Source organism: Flavobacterium sp. HJJ, from assembly GCF_015351475.1.
In the GTDB taxonomy this organism is placed as follows: Bacteria; Bacteroidota; Bacteroidia; order Flavobacteriales; family Flavobacteriaceae; genus Flavobacterium; species Flavobacterium marginilacus.
In genome coordinates, this window is the sequence record NZ_JADKPR010000008.1 from 92,537 (window position 1) to 115,617 (window position 23,081).

The window sequence follows — 23,081 nt, forward strand, 5'->3', positions numbered from 1 at the left end:
AATACCAAAAATGAAGAAATTAATTTTATTTATCACGTCAATTTTAGCCTATACTACTGCGACGCAAGCACAACAGACATTCGACAAAAAAACAGTTTTGTCTCAAATGGAATTGGCTAATAAATATTTTATGGACAAATGGCCTGATACTGGCAAAACCATTATTACCAACAAAGAACGCCCAAGCAACATATGGACACGAGGAGTTTATTATGAAGGATTGATGGCTTTGCATGAAATATATCCAAAAGACATTTATTATAACTATGCATATGATTGGTCAGAATTTCATAAATGGGGTTTTAATGGCGGTAACACGACTAGAAATGCCGATAATTATTGTGCTGCTCAGACTTACATCGATTTGTATAATTTAGAGCCAGATGCAAAAAAATTAAAAAATACCAGAGCAAATATTGCAATGCTTCTCAATACGCCTCAAAACAATGACTGGTCATGGATTGATGCCATACAAATGGGAATGCCAGTTTTTGCCAAAATGGGCGTATTAGAAAAAGACAATCGTTATTTCGAGAAAATGTATGAAATGTACATGTTCTCCAGAAACAATCACGGGGATCATGGATTGTACAATCCAAAAGACGGATTGTGGTGGAGAGATGCCGATTTTGATGCTCCATACAAAGAACCAAACGGCGAAGACTGCTACTGGAGCCGTGGCAATGGCTGGGTTATTGCTGCTCTTGCAAAAGTACTGACGATAATTCCAAAGAACGCTCCGCATAGAGATCAATATGTAAAAGATTTACAGGCTATGGCCAAAGCCTTAGTGCCAATTCAAAGAACAGACGGATTTTGGAATGTGAGTTTACATGATCCGACTAATTTTGGAGAAAAAGAAGCTTCTGGAACTGCTTTGTTTGTTTATGGAATCACTTACGGAATCAACAGTGGCATCTTAGATAAAAAAATCTATTTACCAGTTGTTGAAAAAGCCTGGAACGCATTAACAGCCGAAAGTCTGCATAAAGATGGTTTCTTAGGTTATTTACAATCTACTGGAAAAGAGCCAAAAGACGGTCAGCCGTTAAATTATGATAAAATCCCTGATTTTGAAGATTATGGATTGGGCTGTTTCCTGTTAGCTGGGTCTGAAATTTATAAAATGAAGTAATACTAATGATTAAATAGTAAAAAGGGAGGTTTAACAGCTTCCCTTTTTAATAAACAATAATCCCATCATTATGAAATATAGAATTTTACTTGTCCTCATTTTTTTGAAAAGCTTTCTTCTGTCAGCTAAAGAATTTTATGTTGCTCCTCAAGGAAATGATACTAATGATGGCAGCATTACAAAACCCGTTGAAACCATCAAAAAAGCACAGGAATTAACTGATTCTGGAGATATTGTTTATATAAGAGGCGGTATTTACACTATGAGAGAAGATCAAATTGCTGAAAAAAAAGGCATTATGGCTTATGTAACTAAATTGGACAAAAACAACATTTCTTATTTAGCCTATAAAAATGAGATTCCGGTATTTGATTATAAAAATATTAAACCAGCCGGCTTTCGAATAATTGCTTTTTTGGTAAGCGGTAATAATATTCATGTAAAAGGTATTGAAACAATAGACATTCAGGTTACAATTAACTCGCACACGCAATCAGAATGTTTTGAAATCAGAGGAAGCAAAAACATATTGGAACAGCTGAAAATACACAACAATATGGCAATCGGAGTTTATATGCTGAGCGGTTCAGATAATCTGATATTAAATTGTGATGCTTATAATAACTGGGACTCTGTTTCTGAAGGCGGAAGAGGCGGAAACACAGATGGATTTGGTGCTCATCTAAAAAAAGGAAGCGTTAATAATGTTTTTAGAGGCTGTCGTGCTTGGTTTAACAGCGATGACGGTTTTGATTTAATCAATAATGCCGAACCTGTTTTAATAGAAAACTGCTGGGCTTTTTATAATGGTTTTTCATCTGATTTTGTAAGTCGCGGTGACGGAAATGGTTTTAAATCCGGCGGCTACGGTAAAGGCCGAAATCCCTATAGCAACCTTATTGCTAATTACGCTCCAATTCCTAAAAACACAATCCGCTTTTGTCTTGCTGTAGGAAATAAACAAGGCGGTTTTTATGCTAATCATCATTTAGAAGGGAACTATTGGCACAATAATACTGCTTATAAAAACAGAGTAAACTATGACATGCTTAACTGCGTGGCATTTAACCCAGATGATTTTGGAACTGACGGTCCTGGCTGGAATCATGAATTGGCAAACAACTTAGGCTTCGCTGCTAAAGTAAAGGAATTAGGAAATATTGATAAATCCCGCTGTATATTGAAAAATAATTATTTTGATTTAGCAGACATTTCAATTACTGCTGCTGATTTTTTAAGTCTGGACGAAACTTTACTGACCGCTCCAAGACAAGCCGACGGAAGTCTTCCTAACAACGATTTTTTAAAGCTGGCTCCTTCAAGTAAGCTTATAAATGCGGGAACCGATATTGGCTTCCCTTTCAATGGAGAAGCTCCTGATTTAGGCTGTTTTGAGAAAAAATAAATACTAAAATATGAAAATAGCCTAAACTATTTTTTTTATGTTTCATTATTATTAATTTTCAGTTTTTATGCGCATTGACAAGAATTCTGCAGAAAGAAATACCATGTTAGTTTCGGGTTGAAAATTTAAAACTAAAGACGCGAAGGAGCATAAGCAATTAAACTATAGTTACATTGTAGAAATAAAATTTTATAAAAATGACAAATAGAATTAACAAAAGAATACTTTTTGGAACAGTGCTTTTTTTTGGATTTTCCATTAACGGTTTTTCACAGGAAAGTGCTGCGTTTCCATTATGGGATCAAATTCCTGGGGCTATTAAAAATGACGCTTACAAAGAAGAACCGCGACTGGATGCTCAAGGCAATCGAACAGGAATACGAAAAGTCACAGAGCCCACTTTGATGCCTTTTTTGGTAAAAAATGACTCAGGCAAAAACGCTGCAGTTGTCATTTGCCCAGGCGGAGGCTATACCGTTTTGTCGATTGACAAAGAAGGAATCAATATTGCAAAATGGTTTAACTCGATAGGAGTTTCGGCTTTTGTACTAAAATACCGTTTGCCATCAGATGATATTATGACGGATAAAACTGTTGCACCGCTTCAGGATGCTCAGGAAGCCATACGAACATTACGCCGAAATGCTGTAAAATGGAATCTGGATATTTCTAAAATTGGAATTATGGGATTTTCGGCAGGAGGTCATTTGGCATCAACTGCCTCAACTCATTATCTAGATAAAATATATGACAGCAAAGACGATATTAGCGCGCGTCCTGATTTTTCGATGCTGATTTATCCTGTAATTTCTATGGAAGATGGAATTACACATAATGGCTCCAAAGAAAGTCTTTTAGGGAAAAACGCTTCTGCAGATTTAATTGCAAAATATTCGAATGAAAAAGTAGTAAACGAAAATACGCCTCCTGCATTTTTAGTCCATGCAACTGATGACCATGCTGTTCCTGTAGAAAACAGTATTAATTATTATCTAGCATTAAAGAAAAACAAAGTTCCTGCAGAGATGCATTTGTATCAAAATGGAGGTCATGGCTTTGGTTTAGGAACGAAAGGAACACAAACGTATTGGCCTGCTGCCTGCAAAAATTGGTTAATCGCAAATAAAATTTTAGAAGAAAAACAAACTTATTTATTTTCTTATTTTAAAGGAAATGGCGAAGACGGACTTCATTTTGCCAGCAGTACTGATGGTTACGAATGGCAGACCTTAAAAAATGATACTTACTTTTTAACTCCCGAAGTTGGTAAAGACAAATTAATGAGAGATCCCTGCGTTATTAAAGGCGGTGATGGTTTATTTCATATGGTATGGACGGTAAGCTGGACTGACAAAGGAATTGGCTATGCTTCATCCAAAGATTTAATTCATTGGTCAAAACAGGAATTTCTGCCAGTAATGGAATATGAAACGGGCACACGGAATACTTGGGCTCCCGAAATTACTTTCGACGAAAAATCAACAACCTATATGATTTATTGGGCAAGTACAATTGAAGGGAAATTTCTGGAAACCAAATCTGAAGAAGAAAAAGGATACAATCACCGAATCTATTATACTACTACAAAAGATTTTAAAAAATTCAGCAAAACAAAACTCCTTTATGAGCCAGGCTTTAATGTGATCGATGCTACTATTTTGAAACAAGACAAAGGGTATGTGATGTTTTTAAAAGATGAAACCAAAGTTCCAGTACAAAAAAATCTTAAAGTTGCTTATAGCGATAAATTGACTGGTCCATATTCAAAAGCAAGTACTCCGATTACAGGAAATTACTGGGCAGAAGGGCCAACTGCTATCAAAATTGATGGGAATTGGGTTGTCTATTTTGACAAATATACTTCAAAAAAATACGGAGCTATAAAACAAACCGAAACGGGCTGGGAAGATATTTCAGATAAAGTTTCATTTCCACAAGGAATGCGACACGGAACGGTTATCAAGGTTGATCCAGAAATTATTGCCAATCTGAAAAAAGAGTAATTCATTTTTCAGAAATTATCATTTGCTTGCTTCAAGAGATTTGGGGTGAATTATACCTTGTTTTCGGATTTGCCAAAACTCCCAGCGACAAGACCATTTTTAAATTAAACCAAATGCCCAAATCTCCTGTAGCAAATATTGTATTGCAGACAGTAACAGTAGTTTATTTTGATGTTTTAGATTTCTTAATATTCAAGGTTTTCTGTTTTATCCATTGAATTGAAATATCAAAAGGTGTTGTATCACTGTCAAATACAGTATTGTGACCTAATGTTGAAAATAAAGTATATTCAAAAGGTTTGCCTTGAACTTTGAATGTATTTAATTGTTCAATACACATCTTTACCGGAATCTGTATATCTCTTTCTCCAAATAACCAAAGTCCAGGAATTGAAAGAGTGCTGAGAGATTTTTTTGGGTCAGTCGCCACAAATTGATATCTGTCTGGGTCATTTTTAGTATGTTCACGAGCATCTGTTTCTGTATGATTTTCCCAAAAATTATTATTCCCATTAGTATAAAACTGAAATCGAAGCTGTTCTAAAGTTGTAATTGTTGGACAACTAAACAAAACCATAAATTCTATTTGCGGGTTTTTACTCGCTGTAATTGGGATTATCCATCCTGCTTGACTAAAACCAACTAATCCAATTGGTGTTTTTTTATCTTTCAAATAAGTTCGAAATGTATTTACTGCAGAATTTGCATCCTGCGATAATAAATTAAGATTAGTCATATCAATATTATTCGTGCCAACAGTTGGCCCTACATACACCCCGCCTGATTCTCCTACTCCACGTTTATCATACGTCAATACAGCAATACCTTCTTTGGCAAGACGCTTAGCAAATTCCAATTCTCTTTTTACAGGATCAGACCCGTGTACAATTACAACTGCTGCAATTGTTTTTTTAGGTGTTACAATTGAGCCTGCAAGCGTGACACCCTGACTTTCAAACTTTACCTCTTGAATGGTAAAGTCAGATTGCGAAAATGCAATTTCTGGCAATACCATTAATAATAACCAAAAAAATATGCTAGAAAAAAAGTTAGTGCTCATTTTTAGTGTAATTACAATTTCATTTTGATTGGTCTTTGTTAGCATTGCTTACAACTATCAGGTAGTTCCCGATTTTTTTATCTGTTATTCCCTGTTTTTACTGTCCATTATAATGGTAACAGGACCGTCATTGAGTAATGCCACTTTCATATCGGCGCCAAAAATACCCGTTTGAACTTTCCTGCCCAGTTCTTTTTCCATCTGACTCACAAATTTTTCATACATCGGAATGGCAGTTTCAGGCTTTGAAGCTTTTAAATACGAGGGACGGTTGCCTTTTTTGGTGGAAGCATGAAGTGTAAATTGTGAAACAATAATTATCTCACCGTCAATGTCTTTTACAGAAAAATTCATTACGTCGTTTTCATCTCCAAAAATACGGAGGTTGGTGATTTTTTGGCAAAGCCAAATACTATCTTCCTGATTATCGGTATCTTCGATTCCTACTAAGACAAGAAGTCCTTTTTGGATATCGGCTATTTTATTTCCTTCTACATTCACAGAGGCTGAGGAAACTCTTTGAATAACTGTTTTCATTTTAAAACTTCAATATTGAAATTGTTATTGATTTTTGATATTGATATTATTATTCCCTCGTTTTATCACTTGCTTTTCTATCCTCGTCATAATTATCAGTGCGGTAATGTTCATCATCACCTTCAAGGATTTTAAGGTAGCTGTTATAACGCGACCAAGCGATTTCATCTTTATCCAGTGCTGCTTTTATGGCACAGTGCGGTTCTTCTTTGTGAAGACAGTTATTGAACTTACATTGGTCTTTAATCCTAAAAAATTCAGGGAAATAACCGCTGATTTCTTCTTTTTCCATATCAACAATCCCAAAACCTTTAATTCCCGGCGTATCAATTATTCGGGCGTTGAAACTCAAATCATACATCTCTGCAAATGTTGTGGTATGCTGTCCCTGCTTGCTTTGTTCTGAAATTGTCTTGGTTTTCAGCTGTAATGTAGGCTCCAAAGCATTGACCAAAGTAGATTTCCCCACACCGGAATGTCCGGAAAACATCGTTACCTGATCAATCATTAGCTGCTTTAACTCTTCTACACCTTTATTTTGGGTGGCAGAAACTCTTAGACATTGATAACCGATTTCCTGATAAATGTATTGCAGATACAGCTGTTCATCCAGCATGGCATCATCAAAAGTATCTATTTTATTAAAAACCAAAATCGTTTCTATCCCATAAGCTTCAGCAGTAACCAGAAATCGGTCAATAAAACTGGTCGTTGTGGGAGGATTATTTATCGTAATCAAAAGAAAAACGCGGTCAATATTAGACGCAATAATATGCATTTGATGCGAAAGATTCACAGATTTTCGAACGATATAATTCTTTCTGTCGTGAATCTTGTGAATGGTTCCCGTAACATTGTCCGAGGTTTCTTCAAGCTCATAATCGACAATATCACCTACAGCAATCGGATTGGTACTTTTAATTCCCTTAATTCGGAATTTCCCTTTCATACGGCATTCAATGAAATCACCTTGTTCGGATTTTACGGTATACCAGCTTCCTGTAGATTTATAAACGGTTCCTGTCATAGAGGATTTTTGATTGAAGATTAACGATTTTATATTTATGATTTAAAACCTAAGATTTTGCAAAGATAAAATGATTTTTGATTGAAGATTAACGAATTCTGATTTATGATTGAAAATCTAAGCCTTTTGATTGAAGATTTTCGAAATAAACAAAAAATCCCAAAACCTTAAGCTTTGGGATTTAATAAAATCTAATTTTTCAACTAACAAAATCTGAAATCAAAAATTGTTAAATCTGAAATCATTACGAATTCAAGATTCTCTCTTGGTGTTCGATACTTTCCTGGTGAATAGATTTGAATAATTTAGTGATAAATTCTTCTGTCAATCCTTTTTTAGCACCTTCTGCTACCATTTTGGCTTGAATTTCGTTCCAGCGGTTGTTTTGAAGAATCGCTACGTTATTGTCTTTTTTCACTTGACCAATTTCATCAGCAACTTTCATACGTTTTCCTAGCAAGTCTAACAAATTAGCATCCAAAACATCGATGTTAGCTCTTAATTTTGTCATTTTTTGTTCAAAATCAGCTGTATCTCCGCTCACTTTTCTTACTTTCAAATCTTTGAAAATTTGTTTCAAAGCATCAGGAGTAACTTGTTGTGCGGCATCAGACCAAGCATTATCCGGATCATTATGAGTTTCGATAATCATACCATCATAATTCAAGTCCAAAGCCTCTTGAGTCACTTCAAGAATCATATCACGGTTTCCTGTGATATGTGATGGATCAATGATTAAAGGTAAATCAGGGAATTTATTCTGCAATTCGATAGCAATCTGCCATTCTGGAATGTTTCTGTATTTTGTTTTTTCGTAAGTAGAAAAACCTCTGTGGATAACTCCTAATTTTTTGATTCCGGCAGCATATAAACGCTCAACTCCTCCTAACCATAAAGCCATATCTGGGTTTACTGGGTTTTTAATCAAAACGATTTTATCCGTTCCTGCCAATGTATCAGCAATCTCCTGAACCGCAAATGGATTTGCAGTTGTACGGGCACCAACCCATAAAACATCGATATCATTTTCCAAAGCTAATTTACAGTGAGCTGCAGTAGCAACCTCAGTTCCCATAAGCAAACCAGTTTCAGCTTTAGCTTTTTTAAGCCATTTCAATCCAATTTCTCCAACACCTTCAAATCCTCCTGGACGAGTTCTTGGTTTCCAGATTCCAGCTCTAAAAACACTAACATCAGAATCTTTCAATTCATGAGCAATTTTCAAAACCTGCTCTTCAGTTTCAGCACTACAAGGTCCTGCAATTACGAATGGATGAGACAATTTGAATTCGTTCAACCAATCTCTCATTTCTTTCTTGTTTTCCATCTTTTCTAAATTTACTTTTTATTATTTTTATGTGTTGTTATTATTGATATTGCAATTGATTTTTGCAATTGCTTATTTTTTCATTCCGTTTAATATTTCTCTTATTTTATTTACGCTCTGCATTTCATTATAAATTGCTTCGTAATCATCATTCACCAAAAGCTCCTTAAAGTTAGACAAATTTGCGATATATTCCTCTAACGTCTTGACTACCTGTTTTTTATTCTGTTTAAAAATCGGTGTCCACATCGCTGGTGAACTTTTGGCCAGACGAACGGTGCTTTCAAATCCGGAACCTGCCATATCAAAAATATCCTGCTCGTCCTTTTCTTTATTGATTACCGTTTTCCCGAGCATGAACGAACTGATGTGTGATAAATGCGACACATAAGCAATATGTTTATCATGCGATTTCGGATCCATGTAGCGGATTCTCATTCCGATTGCCGAAAAAAGCCACAATGCTCTCTCTTGTAATTTAAAAGCTGTTTTTTCAACCTCACAGATGATATTCGTTTTCCCTTTAAACAACCCTCTGATTGCTGCTGAAGGTCCCGAAAACTCTGTTCCAGCAATAGGATGCGTGGCCATAAAATTTCTCCTCTTCGGATGATTTTCAACTGCTTCACAAACTGGAATTTTAGTCGAACCTACATCAAAAACAATAGCCGAGTCCGAAACCAAATCCAAAACCTTTGGCAAAACCACAATAGCTATGTCCACGGGAACAGAAACAATAACTAAATCTGCCTTGGATAAGTCATCAAAAATAGCTGTATCATCAATAACTCCAAGCGCAGCTGCCTCTTGCAAATGCTTTTCATTAGTGTCAATTCCAAAAATTTTAGCATCAGGATTCAAATCTTTAGCGTCTAGTGCTATTGACCCACCTATTAATCCAACACCTATTACATATATATTCATATTCTAATTTTTTGGAGCTAATCCTGCTATTCGTTGCAATCTTTTATCCCGAAAAAAAATCGGGATAAAAGGATTTCCACTGCTATCAGGGCTAGGAATCCCATTTTCTCAACAACTTTATATTTTCCAATTTTAGTTTGTCATTTCTGATAAACTGCAATCTGAAGTCAGTAATCTAAAATCTATCTATCGCTTCCTGCACTTTCTCTTCTTTCACACAAAGCGCAAATCGGATATATCCTTCTCCATTGCTTCCGAAAATAGTTCCCGGCGTGATAAAAATTGATTTTTCATACAATATCTTATCTATAAAATCCTCAGCCGAATCAATTCCTGCCGGCAATTTTGCCCAGACAAAAAGACCAACGCCTTCTTTGTATACTTCACAGCCTAACTTTTCAGCCAGCTGTTCTGTCAAAATTCTTCGTCTGCGATAAATTTTGTTCATATCTTCAAACCAGGATTTGTCACTATTCAATGCTGCAACAGCCCCTTTTTGAATTCCGTAGAACATACCGCTGTCCATGTTGCTTTTTACTTTCAGCACTGCATCAATAAGACTTGCACTTCCTAAAACCATTCCAACTCTCCATCCCGCCATGTTGAAGGTTTTACTCAAAGAATTCAGCTCTAATGCTACATCTTTTGCTCCTTCCACCTGCAGTAAACTCATTGGTTTATCATTCAAAACAAAACTATAAGGATTGTCATTGATCAATAATATATTGTGTTTTTTCGCAAATGCTACCAATTTTGCAAACAATTCCAAACTTCCTCTTGCTCCTGTCGGCATGTGAGGATAACCCAGCCACATGATTTTTACTTTTGACAAATCCAGTTTTTCCAAAGCTTCAAAATCAGGTTCCCAATTATTAGCTTCTTTCAAATCATAATAAACCGGCACAGCACCAACAAGATTAGTTACCGAAGTATAAGTAGGATAACCCGGATTTGGAATCAGAACATGGTCTCCTTCGTTCAGGAAAGCCATAGAAATATGCATAATCCCTTCTTTGGAACCAATCAATGGCAAAATTTCAACCGCAGGATCCAGCGCTACTCCATAATTATTCTGATAAAAATCAGCCATTCCTTTTCTAAGTTCCGGCAGTCCCTGATAACTTTGATACTGATGTGCATTTTCGTCCTGCATTGCATTTACAACAGCATCTATAACCGCCTGTGATGGTTTTAAATCCGGACTTCCAATTCCCATATTGATAATTGGTTTTCCTTCTGATGCTAATTGTCTCACTTCTCTCAATTTTGATGAGAAGTAATATTCTTCAACTACATTTAAACGTTTTGCTGTTGTAATCATAATTTTATTTTTTTTGCTTTAGGCTGTACGCCTTACGCTTTATGCTTTCCTATTATAACTTTCGACTTGTGACTTTCGGCTTTCAGACTTATTTACGGTTTGGTATTTTTATATTCTCCTAACACTTTAAAATACTCCGCCATAATTTCTAATAACGATTTGGCTTTGGCAAAATCTTCGTATTTATCAAAAGTTACATCTACGAAAAACGAATATTTCCAAGGCGTTTCAATTTTTGGCAGCGACTGAATTTTAGTTAAATTCAGTTTGCAGTCGCTCATTACATTCAAAACTGCTGCTAAACTGCCGCGTTTATGATCCAGTTCAAATTTTATCGAAGCTCTGTTTATTTCATTTTCGTCAACAAAATGATTTTCTCTGTTGATAATCACAAAACGGGTCATATTATTATTTATCGTTTGGATTTCAGGAGCCAGAATTTCCAAATCATACATTTCAGCAGCAGTTTTACTGGCGATTGCTGCAATTCCTTTCAGCTGTTTTTCATGTATTCTTCTGGCAGTTTCGGCAGTATCTTTGTCTTCAACCAATTTTATGTTTGGGTATTTTTTCAAAAACTCCATACACTGCAGCAACGCCATAGGATGTGAATGTACTTCGTGAATATCTTCTATTTTCTGGCCTTTCAGTGCCATTAAATTTTGATGAATGCTTAAATAATGTTCGCCAATGATGTGCAGATTATTTTTATCAATCAATGCGTAGTTTGGAATTATCGGTCCGGCAATAGAATTCTCAATAGCCATTACCGCCTGATCTGATTTTCCAGATAACAGACTAGCTACCAGTTCTTCAAAAGACATGCATTCATCAACACTTACTTTACTGTCATAATATTCCTTAACCACTTGATGGTGGAAAGATCCCTTAATTCCCTGTATTGCAATTTTCGTTTTCATTGGGTCAAAAAAAAATCCTGATTTTCATCAGGATTGTATATTATTTTTATTTGTTTCTTTTATTTTCAAATAACCATAGCACAATCCCTTACTTCCTAAAGAAGAAATAAAAAGAGTTGCTAAAATAAAAACGGTTATTAGACATTGTATTGTATTATTTGTGTTTCAATTATTTGATGCAAATGTATAACATATTTTGGCTCGCCCAAAATAAAAATAATATTTTGTATAACAAAAAAAGATTTCTTTGTGAAACTGCTTATAAAACTACTATTTAATAAAAAAGAAGCTTTATAAGCGAATAAAATTATTGATTTTAAAATGAAAACTCCCCCAGAAATCATGGATTATTCCAAGAACAGCTTTTTTTTGAAATTTTATCCATAAAAATTTTGATAAAAACGATTTCACCTATTACTGAATATCGTTATAACTTCGTAAAGAATAGAAATAAGTTATCGAAATAACGAATTACCTTGAAAACCAAACTACTATGGACTGAAAGTCCATAGATTTGGTTAGGCAAACAGAAAGTCTGCAAGGTTGGATTGCGAAAATTGATGAAATTTTGCCACAGATTCACAGATAAAAAATGATTTTAAAATCTGTAATCTGTGGCAAAAACTTTTTTAGAAGCTAAAGCAAGATGCACTGAAAGTGCATAGTTTTAAACTCTATTTGAGACCAATAAAAAGCATCCGCAAAAACGGATGCTTTTTTAAAATAAGATAGACTAGAAATTTTTTGAAAGTCCTATATTAAATGACTGTCCAAAATTGAAATAAAAATTACTGTTCTTTCCATTATTTTGATCACTCTTTGTGTTTGAATATGTTAATCCGCCAATACCAAAATTTAATCCAAAATTGTTTTTAATATTTAAAAATAAACCGGGTGCAAAAGCTGCATAAACGCCATCAAACGTATTTGTAAAAGTAACTGGATTAGAAAAAGAATTAGTGTTAGTTTCTTTACTGTTCTTGTAACCTGCGCCTAAATCAGCATACAGCAAAAACATTTGACTAAGTGATTTTGAATATCTGACAAAAGCTCCAACTGAGTAGTTTTTACTTATTCTTTCTTGATTATTCATTGCATTTTCTTGATAAGTATATACATTTTTATCAGATGAAAATCCAGATTCAATCCCGACAGTCCAATTATCCTTGAACTGATATCCTATTCTCGGAGAAAAACCGAATCTATCAGTCTTACTTTCACTTGAATTATTAGAATCTTTACTAGACCAAAAGCTCACATTTCCAGATACAAAGTAAGTACCTTTTTGAGCATTTGCAAAGCTTACCACAGCTAAAGCAATAACAAGTAGCATTTTTTTCATAATTTATTTATTTTGTTTGTTAAAAATTAGTAATCCATTAACAAGAACTGTGCCAGTGTTTACTAATTTTCATACAATTAACATCTGTGTAAGCTGTATTGAATAGTATATTCGCTGTCAAACAGCATAAATTTTTCCGATTCATGGAGAACTATCTATTTTCTAATTACTTTTGCAGTAAATAAAATTTTTATGTCAATAGAAGTAAAAAACATTTCGAAAAGTTACGGTGCTCAAAAAGCATTGGACAATATTTCTTTTTCTGTAAAAAAAGGAGAAATTGTTGGTTTTCTGGGGCCAAATGGTGCCGGTAAATCAACTTTGATGAAAATTTTGACGACTTATATCAATGCTGATTCTGGTGTAGCACTCGTGAACGGATTTGATGTAAACACTGATGAAAAATCAGTACAGCTTTCTATTGGCTATCTGCCGGAACATAATCCGCTGTATCTGGATTTGTATGTGAGAGAATATCTGGCTTTCAATGCTGATGTATATAAGGTAGAAAAATCAAGAATTGAAGAAGTGATTCAGCTTACAGGTTTACAAAACGAAAGCCATAAAAAGATAGGACAATTATCCAAAGGTTACCGTCAGCGTGTGGGACTGGCCAATGCCTTACTGCATAATCCCGATGTTTTGATTCTGGACGAACCTACTACGGGACTGGATCCAAATCAATTGGCCGAAATCAGAAACGTAATTAAAAACGTTGGCAAAGACAAAACCGTTTTCCTTTCGACACATATTATGCAGGAAGTGGAAGCGATCTGCGACCGCGTAATTATTATTGACAAAGGACAAATTGCTGCCGATAAAAAACTGGAAAATTTAATCTCTGCCGATAAAGAACAAGTAATCGAAGTTGAATTTGACAAGAAAGCAGAAGAAGATCTTATTGCTGAGATTCCGCATTTAAAATCTTTCAAAAACACTCATGGGTTTTCTTGGGAACTGACTTTTATTTCCGACAAAGACATGCGTCCAACCGTTTTTGATTTCGCTTATGATAATGGTTTGAAGACTTTACAATTGAACCAAAAGAATAAAAATCTTGAAGCGGTGTTTAGGGAGATTACTAAATAAGCTGGCAGGCTGCAGATTACTGGTAAAAAGCAAGCTCGTTTAAAGCCATTTTAAACGAGCTTGCTTTTTATTTTACCAATGATTTTAAATGAATTGTAGTCAAGTATTCCACTTTACACTATAAGTTAAATCCACCAATTAATGTAGATTTAATTTATACCTATTCTAATTTGATTTTGCCAATTCTCGGTTACTTTTATAAAACTGTTATCAAAATCGTAAAGCTCATTTGACAACCCTGATTTGCCATCCTTTAGATATTCTTTCAAGTTCTCAATACGCACAAATCCTGTTTTAGTTTTGGCACAAACTATAAAGTTAGGGTAAGAAATACCATTATCATTCATGAGTACGATCACTAAATAATAATTAAACTCAAACATAAAGTATAATTTTAAGATATAACTAAAAATAGTAAAAAGTTCAACCATATTTATAAAAAGGATGATAATATTTCAAGTGAATGGTTAAATAAATATGATCCTAAAAAATTAGCACGTTAAGCTTACCTTTTGAGTTACATCTTTAAATCAAAAACAGCGGAAAGATTAGAAAAATTGGGTGAAATTAGAATTTCAAATACAGAAGTAAGAAAGCCACTTCGTAATTAAAGGACTTTTAATTTAATGAATCATAAAACTTATCGCAACACATATCAATTATTAAAAGAACTTCTTTTTGATTTAAATCATGGTTTGAAGCTAAATTATGACTAGCCTCAATGGCTAACGATTTTCCAGTTTCTATGGCTTCAATTACACGTTCTCTCAACTCTGAACTTCCTCTATATTCTCTAATAGCGCTTTTACTAAAACTAGAAATTAATTCATTTATTTGCGAACGTACAGCTTCAACTTTAGAAATATGGACTTCTTTTAATCCTGCGAGTGTTCCTTGGATAGTTCCTTCAATTTCTGCACTAATTAAGTGTTGATTGTAGTTTTCGGCATATTCCCAATTGAAATCCATTGGTTTTTCGCCATTAAAAGTACAGGTACATCTTACATAAACCCTATTAAAGCTGTTGTTTACACTGTAATTTACATAACCAATATTAGCAATTTTTTGTCTAATTAAAATTGAACGTTCATCCATTTGTAGAATTTTCATATCAGGAGAATAGCTAAGTATGTATTGAATAAGTACACCGTATTTATTCGAAATTCCTCCTTGCGCCTTGATCCTACTTTTATCTTGTTTATTTGATTTATTAAAGAAGTAAAAATAAGCTGCGATAAAAATAATGATAGTTATAATCATAGGTTTAAGATTGTTATTCCACTCAGCCTAAAGTGAAGTTATTAGAAATGGCAATTGGAGCTTAGTAACCATAACTGTTTTCGAAGTTCTGGACAAACCCTATACCAGGTAAGTTACCCCCCATACCATAGAGTCTTAAATCTTGTGGCGTAAATTGACATTGTCCAGATTCCGAATACCAACAATATAAGATAACGCTATATTATTTTTTTTAAACAAATATTATAAAAACAAAACACATAAACAATAGGTTATACAAAAAATAACCAGTTTTTAGATAGTTTTATAGTAAAATTTTTAAAATTAGGATACAAAATAGAATTTTAGAATATTTATACTAAACATTAGTTTTTAATGTAAAATAGTTCTGTATTTGAATAATAAAAATCCAAAATCCATGTTTAATTAAGATTTTAACTCAATACTAAAAGTTGCCAGAGAATTTGCAAAAGAAGAAAATTGTATTGAACATTTAGAAGCCTTATTTTGGAATAACAAGTCTATAATGAAAACAAAAAGAGGTGAACATGATTATTACATTTTTAATGTGGGAAAAAAATATCGAGTATTAATTAAATCTACTTATTTTTTAGCATAAAGTGTACATAATCAACAAATTGTAAATAGCAGTGACGATACATCACCTATCTTGTTCCCTTCTCGCAAATGAGCAAGAAGCAAAAAGCCTAACAAAAATGCGGCTCCCAATGTAATACTCATTATGATTGGAGAATTCATCATATAGAAAAATGTTGGTTTTATATTATTGAAGAACTAAAAGAATTTACTAAAACATTTATATGTCCAAATCCAAAATTGTTTCTTCTAAAGACTCTATAGCAATCTGCACATCCAATTCGGTGGTTCTCCAACTCACAAACGAAGCTCGGATTCCTTTTCGGCTTTGATACACTGTAGGTGTCATAAACACTTTGCCTTTATCATTAAGATGTGCCAAAAATAAATTCACTTTTTCCTGATTGTGTTCTCCTGACAAAGTAAAACAAACATTATTAAGAAGTGTTGCTGCCAATAATTCAAAGTTTTCATTTTGAGTTATGAAATCATCAAACTGCAATGCTCTTTCAACGCTATTTTCTACTATATCCTGAAATCCCTGTTTTCCATACGCTAAAAGCGAAAACCAGACTGGCAAAGCTTTCAATCGTCTGGAATTTTCAGGCAGGAAATTCAGGTAGTTGAAATTCTCCAAAGGATCACCCAAATACGGCGCATTCGAATTTTGAAACGTTTCTACTTGAAGATTTTTATGCTGTTCTTTTATCAGGTAAAAAGCACTTTCATAAGGAACATTCAGCCATTTATGACAATCTATCGTGATACTGTCTGCATTTTCCCAGCCGTTTACTAAATACTTATATTTTGGAGAACAGGCCGCAAAACCGCCAAAGGCAGCATCAATATGCCACCAGAAATTGTATTTTTCTTTAAGTTTTGAAATCGCAGTAAAATCATCAAAATCGGCTGTATTTACTGTTGCTGCACTTGATATTAGAATAAAAGGCTGCCCTTTTAATTTCTTTATATTCTGTTCTAAATCAGAAACATCAATAGCTTCCCGATTGCCTTCAATTGTTTTTATTTTGGTGAAATTCTGGCTTCCGATTCCCAGCATGGCCAAACATTTTATCGAAGAAGAATGCGGTGTAGCGGTAAGAATATTTAGAGGAACTGTGACCCCTTCTTTTGCAAAATCATGCCCTAATTGCTTTCCGAGCCATTGTCGGGCTACCGCCAAAGAAGTGAAATTTGACATTGTAGCGCCAGTTACAAATCCGCCCAAAAATGATTTTGGCAGCCCCAATAACTGCAGCAAAAAATTAATAGTTTCAAATTCTACCAAAGCCGAAACACCTCCCTGAGCTTTTACCGCCTGTGCATTTGGATCGTAAATAGTCGTTAACCAATCACCCGCAATCGAAGCTGGAGTTGCCCCTCCTGTAACAAAACCCCAATACCGAGGTCCTGCCTGCGAAACCATCAAGGGAGCTAAACGCTTTTTGAATACTTCCAGTGCAGCCAATGATCCAATTCCGGAATCATTTAAATTACCAGTTGTATCAATAGTATTTTGTGTGGAAGCTGGAACAGTATTAATAGAATTCAAAAAATCAATTCCATGCTGTTTTACCTGTTCAAGGATACTTTCAATATCCTGTAAATCTTGCTGTAAAGTCGGATTCATTTTAATTTTTAGTTATAAATTCAATCCGCTAATATAACAAAATCACACAACTTAACTTACAGAATTATCTTTTCATGGCAAAATGCCCCTTATATACCTTTCCATTAGCTCTCGTTACAACAAACCAATAATCAGTAGAAGGCAGTTCGTGCCCATTATATGTACCGTCCCAAGCGGAAGCAGCATTTAGTTCTTTAATAAATTTACCATATCTGTCAAATATTTTGACCATGAGTTTGGGCTCAGATGCTGAAAACCGTATTGCCCAGCTGTCATTATATCCATCTCCATTAGGCGTGAAAAATTTTGGATAATTCAAAATATAAACTTCCTGACTGGTTATGCCGCATCCATTTTTGTCTCGGACATAAACCATATAATCTCCGCTTAATAATCCCGAAAAAGTATTACTGTCCTGATACGTAATTCCGTCCAGCGAATATTCGTAGTTCCCTACGCTTGAACTGGAAACATACACAGCAATAACATTTTCGGTATCTGTCCAGTCTTGGGTTTCGGTAGTTACTACAGCCACATTAGATAACACTACCATAAAATTCTTAACTGCGGAACAAACTGTATTCCCATGATTCTGAGTTACTGTCACCGAATAAGCTCCCGCATTTGAAATCTTTATAGAAGGTGTAGTTTCCAAAGTTGACCACAAATAACTGTCAAAACCAGTACCTGCATTTATAGTAACATCATAATTTTCGCAGACAGGAATACTATCGGGTATTGAAATAACTGGCTCATTCACGAGTGTCAGAGTCAGCCTGCCAATTTGATAACATTTATCATTAGAATCAATTCGGACATACACTATTGAAGTCCCAGATGCCAGATTATAATCTGCAGAAGCAGTAATCTGATCGGCTGCAGTTTTATTTTCTGCTCCGGGCAATGATGTAAAATACGTAAAAGTACAGCTGCTGCAAGAAGCTATTTTTGAATTATAAACCGTTAAATCTACTTGTTCCGAACCATCGCCTGAGCTATCACAAATAAAATCTGCAGTATCATTTACAGCCAGACTTGGAACAACTATCGATGCCGAAACTGCCAGTCTGCTGATGCTTTCACAGCCGTTAACCGTTTGGCTTGCATAATAGGTTACTCCATTTACTAAATTTGTAGTAACTGGCAGAACTGTTCCGCCTGCTGCCTGATCATACCAGATTATTGATGAGCCTATAACTGCTAAATCAGCAATTGATGGTTTTTGTGTGGTACAAAAATTCTGCACTGAATCTCCCGCTGGAACTGGAGTATTTTGAATGTTCACTACTACAGGAAGACGTAAGCTTTCGCATGTCGTTATAGTCTGAGACGCATAATATGTTTTACTCTGCAGTATTGTTGTACCAGCCAGCAAATTTCCATTGGTAACAGCATCGTACCATTTAACATTTGTTCCGGATATAGCAATGTCGCCAATAGCTGCATTTTGCTGTACACAAAAAGTCTGTGTAGCTGCTGTTGGAAGCGGTTCGGTATTTACAAAAGCTTTGATTTCGACTTCATTTGCCACTAGCGAAATACATCCAATTGTGTTTTTTATCAAAACTGGATAAATATTTGGGACTAAACCCGTTTTACTAGGGCTTGCAGTCCAGCTCTGCCCTCCGTCAAAACTATATGAAGCTGCATTATCTGAAACAATTATAGTTCCTGTTGATGTACTGCAATCTGGCTGTGTAACGCTCACTGTCGGTGTTGGCGGATATCCTGGCGGAACAAGAATCGTGGCGGTGATTGCCGTTTTTTCACATAAACTGCTATTTCGAGTTTTGACCAAATATTCGCCTGGAAGAAATCCTGTCTTTACATTACTGGTCTGCCAAGTTAATCCATCATCAAAACTATACTCAGCATCCAAACTGGTAACTGTGATCGTACCAAAAGGGTTGTTACAAATTACAGGCTGAATAATATCTATCGCAGGGACAGCACTAGAAACAGCTTTCAAATTAATATGAGCCGCAACGGGACTCGAAACACAGCTGGAACTTTTTGCAGTAACCTTATAATCACCGCCAGCCAAACCTGAAAAAGTCATCGATGACTGATAATTTACACCATCCACACTATACAAAAGTCCAGCTGGTGCTGTTACAGTAATCGTTCCCGAAGGCACATCACAATTGGGCTGTATTGTTTCTACAGTGGGCGATATCGGTCCTGATTTTACATTAATCGTTATTTCGTTGGAAAAAACACGACAGTTAGTCGAGCTGATATTTGAACTGTCTGCAGTTGCCAACCGGTATTTATAAGTACCCACAGCACCTGAGACAAAAGTATAAGCAGCATTATTTGCTCCCAGAATATCAGCCCATGTTATTCCGCCGTCAGTACTGTTCTGCCATTGATAACCAACCGTTGTATAAGCAGAAGACGAGACAGAACCACTAAGTGTTATCGATTTTGATTCACCCTCACATACATCTAAATTAGTTACCGACTGATCAACAATTTCCGAAGTTACAGTAGGCCCGCAGGCTCTGAAAGTAATATCATCCAAAGCAATATCATTCCCCGGAGCAGCACCCGCTTTGTTATTCCGCATTCGGATCACAACAGTATCAACACCCGAAGGAGTCGTAAAAAAGAATCCGTATTGTTTCCATACAGCACTGCTTGACAGCCCAATATTACCTGTATTGTATGTACCTAAAATTGTTCCGTCAGCTGATTCAATTGTAAAAGTGATATTAGGCGGACTATTATCCTGGCTTCTCAAAAGATTCATAATCCAGGCGGCAAACTCATAAGTAGTGCCTGCGCACAAACCCGAAACCGTATTTTTATAAAAATAATCAGTAGTCGAAAAACTGGCATTAACCACCATCATGTACCCTCCGCCTGTATGATCTGTGGTTGTCCACCAAGTTCCGGGCGTATTTGTAGTACTTTCAACGGTATAGGAACCATCGCTTGGAAAATTTGCTGTAGTATAAGTATAACTCGTAATCCCTGTCCCTAATGCACTTCCGTGAATCGACGTTCCTGAACCAAAATCTAATTTAACAACAGGGTCACCCAAACTGCCTGTACATAACTGAGCATGCAATTGAGGGAATAAAAAAACGCTAATCAGCAGTGTAATAAGGTATTTGAAATTCAAAACAGAGTAGTTTAATAAAGTAAAACTACCTTATAAGAAATATATTTTCAAAAATCTTATACCAGTCAGTACTATTAATCGATAGAAATTAAATACTTATCTATTAAAAAATAAACTGCGTAAGGACTTGATATCAACAGTTTGGTTAGCAGACTTAAAGTTTGTAAGGCTGTTGGGCTTATTTATTTGCCACAAATTGCACAAATTAGCAATTTGTGACAGTCTTTTAAAACCTAAAAAGAAAATACAGTGAAATTACAGGTTCTAGCCTACATTTGAAACCAATAAATCTGCATGACTCTTTTCATTGAAATATTCTCCAAAAACTAACTTTTGGGTAAAGGTGCTCCAACAGCAATATCACAGCGGTGTCCTGGTTTTCCATGTGGCGGATTCATTCCGTCTGAAGTTTCAACATTTGTGGAACTTGTGGATAATAATTCTGGAACTGGAGGCTGAACAGTAATATTTTTACTTACTACACCGGAGGCTGATGCAGGTGTTACAGCTGTTGATGCTGTTGCAGCAGGTTTTGAGTTTAATGGTGCTCCTACTGGAATATCACAGCGGTGATTTGGCTGTCCGTGAGGCGGATTCATTCCTTTTGGCGTTTTTACGACAGATTGTGTTATAGTCTGAACTTGTGGCTGCATCTGCACCTGATTGGCCTGCGGAGCAGCTGTCCCGTTAACTGGAGAATTCAATGGAGCTCCCACTGGAATATCGCAACGGTGATTTGGCTGTCCGTGTGCCGGATTTACACCGGCTGCAACTGATGGAGTTCCGACCGCGTTATTTTCGTGAAATAAATTATGCTGCTGCGGAGCAGTCTGCTGACTAGTCTGTGCAGTAACAGCTGTTTGCTGCGTAAATGGCGTGATTACTTTTGGAATAGACTTATCCTTTTCTTCATCATTATTTTTACAAGACGTTATTGTAATTGCTGCCGCTAAAAAAGTATAGTAAATAGGTTTCATTGGGGAAAAATCTATGATAATAAAATCAAATATAGTATTTTAAATGTGACGCTCCAAAATTAGTCATTTAGCAGTTCTTAAATTCTTAATAACAGCAAAAAAACGATTATCTATTGCTCAATCATTTACTGTTTCAAAAAATAATTATTGTCCTCAAACCAGTCTGTTAATCGCTGCGGCCATGTTTTCAACGCATTGGTTTTCGCTCTTTTGCCCATATTAAAAGCATGTCCGCCTTTGGAATACAAATGCATTTCTACTGAAACATTTGCTTTGCGGTACCCATTCAGCAGTTCTACAATAGGCGAAGAACAGCAGAGATCATCATTTGCTGCACATAAAAATGCAGGAGGAGCATCGGACTTGATTTCTTTAGGAATAAATAATGGACCGGGATATATCAATATTTGAAAATTAGGCTGTGCATCTTGTTTATCGACAGCGTCTGAACCATTTTCTAATGTATTTTTAGAATTATAAGCGACCATGGCTGCTACTTCTCCTCCGGCAGAAAATCCCATTACGCCTATTCTGTTTGGATCAATTTTAAATTCGACCGCTTTGCTTCTTATCAAACGCATCGCTCTTTCTACATCCTGCTTGACATGAGTTTCCAATTTATAAGGAGATCCAGCTTCTCTTGCTAAACGGTATTTAAGGACAAAAGCAGTTACGCCAATACTAGTAAAATACGCCGCTGCATCTTTCCCTTCGGAGTTAAAAACCAAATTTTCATGACCTCCACCTGGGCAAATGAGGACAGCCATACCATTTGGTTTTTCTGAAAAATAAGCCGTTATAGATGGATTATGAATGTTTCTTACCCACCAGTCTTTGGCTTGTTCTGGCTCATTTTTACGATTTTCAAAACCCGGAGCACCATTTTCCCATAGAAAAATTTTCAAACCATTTTCCTGAGCAGAACCTTTACAGCAAATAGTTAAAAAAAATAAACAGATATATAGTTTCAGCATTGTTTTCATTCAAGACTTTTTAAAAAATAACAACTCCTAAATATACTACAAAACATTTATAATTTACCGCATCCTAATCACAGCATTCGCTTTTAAAAGTTTCTGACACGAATTACACTAATTTGCACGAATTAAGATCTCTTTTTAATTACACAAAATATTCGAAACTGTAAAAGTTGTAAAATTTGATTTCAATTTTGATAAGAATTAGTGTTAATTGGTGAAATTCGTGTTTATCTTTTTTTAAATGTGAATGCCGTGCATCCTAATTATTTCGATAACTCTCTTAATACCTTTTAAATTTTAATGGAAGTTGGGTTAACTCGTTGGATAAAATTATTTTTAACCATATAGAAACATAGATTTTTTTTTTATGTTTAAAAAAACTTTGATAGACGTTTTACTGTTTCATATATTCAATCTATGTGAAAAATAGAGCTATTTCTA

18 protein-coding genes are annotated in these 23,081 nt (G+C 35.2%); 4 read left to right on the forward strand and 14 right to left on the reverse strand.

Translation table 11 applies throughout. The features are described from left to right. Nucleotides 1-10 precede the first annotated feature (10 nt). The 3 genes from IRZ80_RS08495 to IRZ80_RS08505 all read left to right on the forward strand — a co-directional run bounded on the left by IRZ80_RS08495 (nt 11) and on the right by IRZ80_RS08505 (nt 4,543). Nucleotides 11-1,135 (forward strand): glycoside hydrolase family 88 protein, encoded by a 1,125-nt coding sequence (locus tag IRZ80_RS08495; RefSeq protein ID WP_194641132.1) that lies wholly within the window; start codon nt 11-13, stop codon nt 1,133-1,135. A 70-nt stretch (nt 1,136-1,205) separates the two neighbouring features. Further along, nucleotides 1,206-2,540: a right-handed parallel beta-helix repeat-containing protein gene (locus tag IRZ80_RS08500; RefSeq protein WP_194641133.1), complete on the forward strand. Its 1,335-nt coding sequence runs from the start codon at nt 1,206-1,208 to the stop codon at nt 2,538-2,540. Nucleotides 2,541-2,737: 197 nt separating this feature from the next. Next, entirely contained in the window at nt 2,738-4,543 is a 1,806-nt protein-coding gene (locus IRZ80_RS08505) for an alpha/beta hydrolase fold domain-containing protein (protein ID WP_194641134.1), read from the forward strand. Between the two features lie 163 nt (nt 4,544-4,706). Here the strand turns inward: IRZ80_RS08505 and IRZ80_RS08510 are convergent, their stop codons facing one another. The 8 genes from IRZ80_RS08510 to IRZ80_RS08545 form a co-directional block, all read right to left on the reverse strand. Continuing rightward, complete coding sequence (locus IRZ80_RS08510) at nt 4,707-5,603, reverse strand: alpha/beta hydrolase family protein (protein WP_194641135.1); 897 nt, start codon at nt 5,601-5,603, stop codon at nt 4,707-4,709. 84 nt (nt 5,604-5,687) lie between these two features. Beyond that, nucleotides 5,688-6,140, reverse strand: coding sequence for a D-aminoacyl-tRNA deacylase (gene dtd, locus IRZ80_RS08515; RefSeq protein WP_194641136.1), 453 nt, complete (start codon nt 6,138-6,140; stop codon nt 5,688-5,690). A gap of 49 nt (nt 6,141-6,189) precedes the next feature. Then, nucleotides 6,190-7,167: a ribosome small subunit-dependent GTPase A gene (gene rsgA / locus IRZ80_RS08520; protein ID WP_194641137.1), complete on the reverse strand. Its 978-nt coding sequence runs from the start codon at nt 7,165-7,167 to the stop codon at nt 6,190-6,192. 244 nt (nt 7,168-7,411) lie between these two features. Continuing rightward, entirely contained in the window at nt 7,412-8,494 is a 1,083-nt protein-coding gene (locus IRZ80_RS08525) for a bifunctional 3-deoxy-7-phosphoheptulonate synthase/chorismate mutase type II (RefSeq protein WP_194641138.1), read from the reverse strand. A gap of 72 nt (nt 8,495-8,566) precedes the next feature. Beyond that, nucleotides 8,567-9,418: a prephenate dehydrogenase gene (locus tag IRZ80_RS08530; protein WP_194641139.1), complete on the reverse strand. Its 852-nt coding sequence runs from the start codon at nt 9,416-9,418 to the stop codon at nt 8,567-8,569. A gap of 175 nt (nt 9,419-9,593) precedes the next feature. After that, nucleotides 9,594-10,739, reverse strand: a complete 1,146-nt coding sequence (locus IRZ80_RS08535; protein ID WP_194641140.1) for a pyridoxal phosphate-dependent aminotransferase — start codon at nt 10,737-10,739, stop codon at nt 9,594-9,596. Between the two features lie 92 nt (nt 10,740-10,831). After that, entirely contained in the window at nt 10,832-11,659 is an 828-nt protein-coding gene (locus IRZ80_RS08540) for a prephenate dehydratase (protein WP_194641141.1), read from the reverse strand. Between the two features lie 733 nt (nt 11,660-12,392). Beyond that, complete coding sequence (locus tag IRZ80_RS08545; protein WP_228520844.1) at nt 12,393-13,001, reverse strand: outer membrane beta-barrel protein; 609 nt, start codon at nt 12,999-13,001, stop codon at nt 12,393-12,395. 192 nt (nt 13,002-13,193) lie between these two features. On the opposite strand from IRZ80_RS08545, the gene gldA reads away from it, so the two are divergent. Continuing rightward, the gene (gene gldA, locus IRZ80_RS08550) at nt 13,194-14,090 is read left to right on the forward strand and encodes a gliding motility-associated ABC transporter ATP-binding subunit GldA (protein WP_194641142.1); all 897 of its coding nucleotides are present in this window, start codon (nt 13,194-13,196) and stop codon (nt 14,088-14,090) included. A gap of 149 nt (nt 14,091-14,239) precedes the next feature. Here gldA and IRZ80_RS08555 read toward each other — a convergent pair whose 3' ends face one another. The 6 genes from IRZ80_RS08555 to IRZ80_RS08580 all read right to left on the reverse strand — a co-directional run bounded on the left by IRZ80_RS08555 (nt 14,240) and on the right by IRZ80_RS08580 (nt 22,643). Continuing rightward, nucleotides 14,240-14,473 (reverse strand): hypothetical protein, encoded by a 234-nt coding sequence (locus tag IRZ80_RS08555; protein WP_194641143.1) that lies wholly within the window; start codon nt 14,471-14,473, stop codon nt 14,240-14,242. Between the two features lie 235 nt (nt 14,474-14,708). Then, nucleotides 14,709-15,350: a hypothetical protein gene (locus tag IRZ80_RS08560; protein WP_194641144.1), complete on the reverse strand. Its 642-nt coding sequence runs from the start codon at nt 15,348-15,350 to the stop codon at nt 14,709-14,711. 796 nt (nt 15,351-16,146) lie between these two features. Continuing rightward, entirely contained in the window at nt 16,147-17,556 is a 1,410-nt protein-coding gene (locus IRZ80_RS08565) for a pyridoxal phosphate-dependent decarboxylase family protein (RefSeq protein WP_194641145.1), read from the reverse strand. Between the two features lie 64 nt (nt 17,557-17,620). Beyond that, nucleotides 17,621-20,683 carry a T9SS type B sorting domain-containing protein gene (locus IRZ80_RS08570; protein WP_194641146.1) on the reverse strand — a complete coding sequence of 1,021 codons (3,063 nt, stop codon included), beginning with the start codon at nt 20,681-20,683 and terminating at the stop codon, nt 17,621-17,623. Nucleotides 20,684-21,009: 326 nt separating this feature from the next. Further along, nucleotides 21,010-21,660 (reverse strand): hypothetical protein, encoded by a 651-nt coding sequence (locus IRZ80_RS08575; RefSeq protein WP_194641147.1) that lies wholly within the window; start codon nt 21,658-21,660, stop codon nt 21,010-21,012. 125 nt (nt 21,661-21,785) lie between these two features. Beyond that, complete coding sequence (locus tag IRZ80_RS08580; RefSeq protein WP_194641148.1) at nt 21,786-22,643, reverse strand: alpha/beta hydrolase; 858 nt, start codon at nt 22,641-22,643, stop codon at nt 21,786-21,788. Between the last annotated feature and the right edge of the window lie 438 nt (nt 22,644-23,081).

Coding starts and splice junctions, on each gene's coding strand:
- IRZ80_RS08495 (WP_194641132.1), top strand. CDS start 11: ATGAAGAAATTAATTTTATTTATCACGTCAATTTTAGCCTATACTACT.
- IRZ80_RS08500 (WP_194641133.1), top strand. CDS start 1,206: ATGAAATATAGAATTTTACTTGTCCTCATTTTTTTGAAAAGCTTTCTT.
- IRZ80_RS08505 (WP_194641134.1), top strand. CDS start 2,738: ATGACAAATAGAATTAACAAAAGAATACTTTTTGGAACAGTGCTTTTT.
- IRZ80_RS08510 (WP_194641135.1), bottom strand. CDS start 5,603: ATGAGCACTAACTTTTTTTCTAGCATATTTTTTTGGTTATTATTAATG.
- dtd (WP_194641136.1), bottom strand. CDS start 6,140: ATGAAAACAGTTATTCAAAGAGTTTCCTCAGCCTCTGTGAATGTAGAA.
- rsgA (WP_194641137.1), bottom strand. CDS start 7,167: ATGACAGGAACCGTTTATAAATCTACAGGAAGCTGGTATACCGTAAAA.
- IRZ80_RS08525 (WP_194641138.1), bottom strand. CDS start 8,494: ATGGAAAACAAGAAAGAAATGAGAGATTGGTTGAACGAATTCAAATTG.
- IRZ80_RS08530 (WP_194641139.1), bottom strand. CDS start 9,418: ATGAATATATATGTAATAGGTGTTGGATTAATAGGTGGGTCAATAGCA.
- IRZ80_RS08535 (WP_194641140.1), bottom strand. CDS start 10,739: ATGATTACAACAGCAAAACGTTTAAATGTAGTTGAAGAATATTACTTC.
- IRZ80_RS08540 (WP_194641141.1), bottom strand. CDS start 11,659: ATGAAAACGAAAATTGCAATACAGGGAATTAAGGGATCTTTCCACCAT.
- IRZ80_RS08545 (WP_228520844.1), bottom strand. CDS start 13,001: ATGAAAAAAATGCTACTTGTTATTGCTTTAGCTGTGGTAAGCTTTGCA.
- gldA (WP_194641142.1), top strand. CDS start 13,194: ATGTCAATAGAAGTAAAAAACATTTCGAAAAGTTACGGTGCTCAAAAA.
- IRZ80_RS08555 (WP_194641143.1), bottom strand. CDS start 14,473: ATGTTTGAGTTTAATTATTATTTAGTGATCGTACTCATGAATGATAAT.
- IRZ80_RS08560 (WP_194641144.1), bottom strand. CDS start 15,350: ATGATTATAACTATCATTATTTTTATCGCAGCTTATTTTTACTTCTTT.
- IRZ80_RS08565 (WP_194641145.1), bottom strand. CDS start 17,556: ATGAATCCGACTTTACAGCAAGATTTACAGGATATTGAAAGTATCCTT.
- IRZ80_RS08575 (WP_194641147.1), bottom strand. CDS start 21,660: ATGAAACCTATTTACTATACTTTTTTAGCGGCAGCAATTACAATAACG.
- IRZ80_RS08580 (WP_194641148.1), bottom strand. CDS start 22,643: ATGAAAACAATGCTGAAACTATATATCTGTTTATTTTTTTTAACTATT.